Below are 5,039 nucleotides of genomic sequence, written 5' to 3' on the forward strand. Positions count from 1 at the left end.
CGCCGCGCGGGCGAGCCTCACCAGATCCCCGGCCCGGGGCGCCGGTCCCGCCTCCAGCGCGGCCACGATGTGCGCGCCGTAGTGGGCGAGCTGCGCCGGGAAGGCCAGCGCGACCGGGCCGGAGCCGGCGAACAGGATCCGCTCCCCCGGCAGCACGCGCTGGGTCTTGGCCAGCGTCTGCAGCCCACCCGCGGTGATCACACCGGGCAGCGTCCACCCGGGGAAGGCGACCGGCCGGTCGTGCGCCCCGGGCGCGAGCACCATCCGCCGCGCCGTCACGGTCCGCGCCGCGGATCCCTCCGTGACCAGCACGACCCGCCGATCCTCGACGGCGACGACGCTCGTGCGCAGGAGCACGTCGACGCCGGTGCCGTCGAGGGAGTCGATGAGCGCCCGGCCATGGCGGAACTGGCGGTCCATCGCGGCCGGGTCGGCGACCGTGAAGCCCGGGCCCGGCTGCTTGTAGATCTGGCCGCCGAGCGTCGGGCGCTCGTCGGCGAGCAGGACGTTCAGGCCCGCCTCGGCGGCGGACCGGGCGGCCGAGATGCCCGCCGGTCCGCCGCCGACGACGAGGAGGTCGATGCTCGGATCGCTCACCGGCATCGCTCAGCAGCCCGCCGGCATGACCGGAGCGTCCGTCACCCCGAAGTCCTTCTTGTACAGCGCGGCGAGCGACCCGTCGGTCTGCGCCTTGCACAGGAAGGTGTTCAGCTTCCCCGCCAGCGTCGAGTTGCCCTTCTGCACGGCCCACGCCCCGTACGACAGGTCGAGGGGCTTGGGCAGGGCCGCCTTCTTCAACTGGTTCGGGTTGCTCTTCTGGTACTGGGCGAGGATGTAGTCCTCCAGGACGCTGCCGTTCGCGCGTCCCGTGGCGACCTGGAGCAGGGCGGAGTTCTGGTCGCTGTAGGTCTGCAGCTTGGCGTTGGGAAAGGTCTTCTTGGCGAGCTGCTCGCCCGTGGAGCCCTGCAGCGCCGTGATGATCTTGCCCGAGGTGTTGTAGGTGGCGACCTGCGCGGGCGAGTCGTCGCTCTGCCGGACCGCGAGCACGCTGGTGTAGGGCACGTACGCCCGGGTGAAGTCGACGACCTTCTTGCGGGCGTCGGTCGCGGTCAGGCCGACCGAGACCAGGTCGAACTTCTTGCTCTGCAGGCCGGGGATGAGGCCGTTGAAGTCAAGGTTCTTGATGACGAGCTTGACGTTCAGCTCCTTGGCGAGCTTGTTGAGCAGGTCGACGTCGTAGCCGGCCGGCTGGTTCGCCGAGTCGAGGTACATCTCCGGCTTGAACTGCAGGTTCATGCCGACCGTGAGCGTTCCGGACTCGTTGAGGCCGCTGCCGCCGTCACCGCCGGACTTGCCGCACGCCGCGAGGGACAGGGCGGACACGACGGCGACGCACGCGATCGCGCCCCGCCTCGCCACCGACCACGGCTTCATGCTCTTGACCATGGGTTTCCTCTTTCAGTGCTCAGTGCTCGATACCGAGGGGATGGGACGGCCCGGCGAGGGGCCGGGCTCATGAGCCGAGTTCAGCCATGAGGTTCTGGATGCGCCGCTGCCGGCGGGAGCGCAGCAGCTGGGAGATCACGCCGCGCGGCGGGCTGGCGTACGCGCCTTCGATGACGCGGAACAGCAGGTCGATGACGAACGCCGCGATGACGTAGATCGCCGCGGCCGCCGTGTAGAGCACGAACGGCTGGAAGGTCTGCGACACCAGGTTCTGGGTGACCCGGACGACCTCCAGCAGGCCGATGACGGTGAAGGTCGAGGTGTCCTTCAGCATGCCGATGAACATGCTGCCGATGTTCGGCAACGCGATCTTGATGGCCTGGGGCAGGATGACCGAGAAGAACACGCGGATCGGCCGCATGCCCAGGGCGTGCCCCGCCTCGCGGTGACCGTTCGGGATGGCGCCGAGCGCCGAGCGGAAGATCTCCGCCATGAACGCGCTGTACAGCAGCGACAGCGCGATCACACCGGCCTCGAAGACGCTGAAGTCGACGCCGATCAGCAGCGAGACGCCGAAGTACACCCAGATCACGCTGACCAGCGCCGGCACGCCGCGGAAGACGTTGACGTAGGCGACCGCGATCCAGGAGACGGGCGGCCGCGACATCCGCATCATGGCGAGCAGGAGGCCGCCGACGACGGATATGACCAGCGCGAACAGTGACACCTTGATCGCGACCAGGAGGCCGTTCACCAAGATGCCGTGGTGCTGCCAGATGAGTCCCCAGTCGTACATCAGCGCACCGCCATGATGAACTCACGGGCCCGGGGGCTCGTGGTCTCCTCGAAGAAACCGCGCGGGCCGCTGTCGACGACGACGCCGTCCTCCATGAACACGTTCAGGTCCCCGATCTCTCTGGCGAAGCTGAGCTCGTGGGTGACCACGACCATCGTCATTCCGGTCTCGGCCACCTCGCGCATCGTCTTGAGCACCTCGCCCACGAGCTCCGGGTCCAGCGCCGAGGTCGGCTCGTCGAAGAGCATCACCTTCGGATCGAGGGCCAGGGCGCGGGCGATCGCGACACGTTGCTGCTGACCGCCGGACAGCTGCTGCGGATAGTGGGCGGCGCGCTGGAGCAGCCCGACCCGGCGCAGGGCCTCCGCCGCGCGCACCTGCGCGTCGGCCCGGCCCACCCGGCGGACCGACCGCAGCGGCAGCGCCACGTTGTCCAGTGCGGTGAGATGCGGGAAGAGGTTGAACTGCTGGAAGACCATGCCGACGGTGCGGCGCAGCTCCAACGGCCTGCCACGGCGTCCGGCCTTCTCGCCGGGCACGCCCGGGCCGTACTCGATGCCCGCGACCTTCAGCGATCCGGAGGTGGGCGGTTCGAGCAGGTTGATGCTGCGCAGGACGGTGGACTTGCCGGACCCGGACGGGCCGAAGATCACGACGTGCTCGCCGGCGAAGATCTCCAGGTCGATGCCGCGCAGGACCTCCAACTCGCCGAACGACTTGCGGATGCCGCGCAGCTCGACGATCGGCGCGGTCCGGTCGGTGGCGCTCATCGGCCGGCTCGCTTTCCGCGCGTGCGCCGCCCGCCGGTCACGCCCGGACCTCCGTGACGCAGACGTACAGGTCGTCGGGATCTCGGAAGTAGGCGTAGCGCCAGGTCGCCCCGTCCCCCAGGTCGATGGTGACCGGGTCTCCGACGAGCGCGACGTCGCCGGCCGCGAGGTGCCGGATGGCGGTGTCGATGCACCGCGCACCCACCGCGAACTCGAAGGTGCCCAGGTGCCCCCACTCGCCGCGCATGTCCGGCGACGGGGGGAAGTGCTGGACCGGTTCGAGCGCTCCGCCGAACGGGCTGGTCAGCAGCATCATCCGCTGCCGCGGCGGCGTGCGCGGGTGGAACCACGGGTGCATCGGCTCGAAGTAGCCGTCGGACTCGAACAGCTGCCCGGTGAACCCGAGCCGCCGGTAGAAGTCCCGCGTGCGCTCGATGTCGGCCACGCCGAACGCCACGTGGTTGACGCCCTGCGGCCCGGGCTCGACCGGCCAGCCGGCCTCGAGCGTCGACCACTCGATCAGCTCGATCTTGGCGCCGTCCGGGTCGGCGACGTAGGACAGGCCGCAATGGGTCTGGTAGGGCGGCAGGTCGGACTCGTTCGGCGCCATCAGCCCGGTATGCCCTCGTGATACCAGGTCGCGGTAGAACGCCTCCTGCCCGTGGACGTGGACGCACACCTCGCAGATCCCGGGCTCGCCCCACGCCTGCCCCTCCGGGGCTGGCGGCTGCGTCCGGTTCGTGATCTGCACGAGCTTGATCGACGCCCGGCCGAGGACCGTGGGGTTGCCGGTGCGGAGGAAGACCACCCGCGCCTCGGTCTCGCCGTACCCGGTGACCGCGCTCAGGCCCGGCAACGGGCCCGTGTAGTCGAACGCGGCGTCGGTGAATCCCAGCTCTGCGTAGAACTCCAGCGACGCCGCCATGTCGGACACACCGATGCCGATGTGGTCCAGACCGACCAGCGTCCCATGTCTGCGAAGGGTGGTGACCATACTGTTTCCGCTACCTCCTGGCGGTCGGACCAGCGCAAACGTCGGTACAGCACCGCCTGGCCCTACGTGTTCGGCGATGTTCGCAGATCGTTCCATTGCGCGCAAGACGCACGGCGCTATTCATAGCGAACATTTGCGCGCTTGACGCACATCACGCCCCGTAACTAGCATCACGGGCCATCAGGCCGCCCGGCATCGCATCGGCGCAGCTCACGTGCCACTACGCGAGGACGCCGCCGTCTCCGCGCCGACCACGGGCGCGGACAGAAAGGTCGTGGTCAGTGACCATGCGGATCGGCGTCAAGCTCCCCCACACGGGCACCGCGGTGCCGGCGGCCTCGGTGGCCGAGCACGCGCGGGCGCTGGAACGAGCCGGGTTCGACTCCCTCTGGGTCAGCGACCACGTCGTGCAGCCCGAGGTCATCGAGTCGCGGTACCCGTTCGCCGCCGACGGCGGGGCGACCTGGCCCACGGACACCCCGTACGTGGAGGCGCTCGTCTCGCTGGCCGCCGCGGCCGCGGTGACCGGACGAGTCCGGCTCGGCACCGCCGCGCTGGTCCTCCCGCAGCGCAACCCGGTGCTGCTCGCCAAGCAGGTCGCGAGCGTCGACGCGCTGTCCGGCGGCCGGGTCGCACTCGGCGTCGGCGCGGGCTGGATGCGCGAGGAGTTCACCGCACTGGGCATGCCGTTCGACGGGCGCGGCGCGCGGATGGAGGAGTGGATCACGTTGCTGCGCGAGTGCTGGACGGGCCGCCCGGCCGGCCGCTCCACTCCTCACTACGACCTTCCGCCGGGCACGGTCGTGCTGCCCACGCCCGCCCACGCCGTTCCGCTCTACGTCGGGGGCCACTCCCCGGCCGCGCTCCGGCGCGCGGCGCGCCTGGGCGACGGCTGGCTCGCCCAGCAGGCGGTACCCGAACTGGACCCGGATCGGCTCGCGACCGAGATCGCGGCCATCCGTAGCACCGCCGCCGACGCGGGCCGCGACCCGTCGTCGCTGTACGTCGCGCTGCGGCTCGTCGCCTCCACCGG

General features: G+C 70.5%; 6 protein-coding genes. 1 reads left to right on the plus strand and 5 read right to left on the minus strand.

Going from position 1 to position 5,039, the window contains the following annotated elements; all coding sequences use genetic code 11:
* The 5 genes from ACFFNX_RS41835 to ACFFNX_RS41855 all read right to left on the minus strand — a co-directional run.
* Positions 1 to 597 (minus strand): FAD-dependent oxidoreductase (locus ACFFNX_RS41835; RefSeq protein WP_378211768.1); only part of this gene is annotated, 597 nt, incomplete at its 3' end.
* Positions 598 to 606: 9 nt separating this feature from the next.
* The gene (locus tag ACFFNX_RS41840; RefSeq protein WP_378211769.1) at positions 607 to 1,446 is read right to left on the minus strand and encodes an ABC transporter substrate-binding protein; all 840 of its coding nucleotides are present in this window, start codon (positions 1,444 to 1,446) and stop codon (positions 607 to 609) included.
* Between the two features lie 67 nt (positions 1,447 to 1,513).
* On the minus strand, positions 1,514 to 2,242 hold the full coding sequence (locus ACFFNX_RS41845; protein WP_378211770.1) for an amino acid ABC transporter permease: 729 nt from the start codon (positions 2,240 to 2,242) through the stop codon (positions 1,514 to 1,516).
* Positions 2,242 to 3,012: an amino acid ABC transporter ATP-binding protein gene (locus tag ACFFNX_RS41850; RefSeq protein ID WP_378211771.1), complete on the minus strand. Its 771-nt coding sequence runs from the start codon at positions 3,010 to 3,012 to the stop codon at positions 2,242 to 2,244. The genes ACFFNX_RS41845 and ACFFNX_RS41850 overlap by 1 nt, the downstream gene beginning before the upstream one ends.
* Before the next feature lie 37 nt (positions 3,013 to 3,049).
* Positions 3,050 to 4,006, minus strand: a complete 957-nt coding sequence (locus ACFFNX_RS41855; protein WP_378211773.1) for a VOC family protein — start codon at positions 4,004 to 4,006, stop codon at positions 3,050 to 3,052.
* A 287-nt stretch (positions 4,007 to 4,293) separates the two neighbouring features.
* Here ACFFNX_RS41855 and ACFFNX_RS41860 point away from each other — a divergent pair.
* Positions 4,294 to 5,039 (plus strand): TIGR03619 family F420-dependent LLM class oxidoreductase (locus ACFFNX_RS41860; RefSeq protein ID WP_378211774.1); only part of this gene is annotated, 746 nt, incomplete at its 3' end.

The organism is Actinoallomurus acaciae (genome assembly GCF_042429965.1).
In the GTDB taxonomy this organism is placed as follows: Bacteria; Actinomycetota; Actinomycetes; order Streptosporangiales; family Streptosporangiaceae; genus Actinoallomurus; species Actinoallomurus acaciae.

Excerpts from the sequence above, each read along its gene's own strand:
- ACFFNX_RS41845 (WP_378211770.1), bottom strand. The coding sequence starts at position 2,242 with ATGTACGACTGGGGACTCATCTGGCAGCACCACGGCATCTTGGTGAAC.
- ACFFNX_RS41840 (WP_378211769.1), bottom strand. The coding sequence starts at position 1,446 with ATGGTCAAGAGCATGAAGCCGTGGTCGGTGGCGAGGCGGGGCGCGATC.
- ACFFNX_RS41855 (WP_378211773.1), bottom strand. The coding sequence starts at position 4,006 with ATGGTCACCACCCTTCGCAGACATGGGACGCTGGTCGGTCTGGACCAC.
- ACFFNX_RS41850 (WP_378211771.1), bottom strand. The coding sequence starts at position 3,012 with ATGAGCGCCACCGACCGGACCGCGCCGATCGTCGAGCTGCGCGGCATC.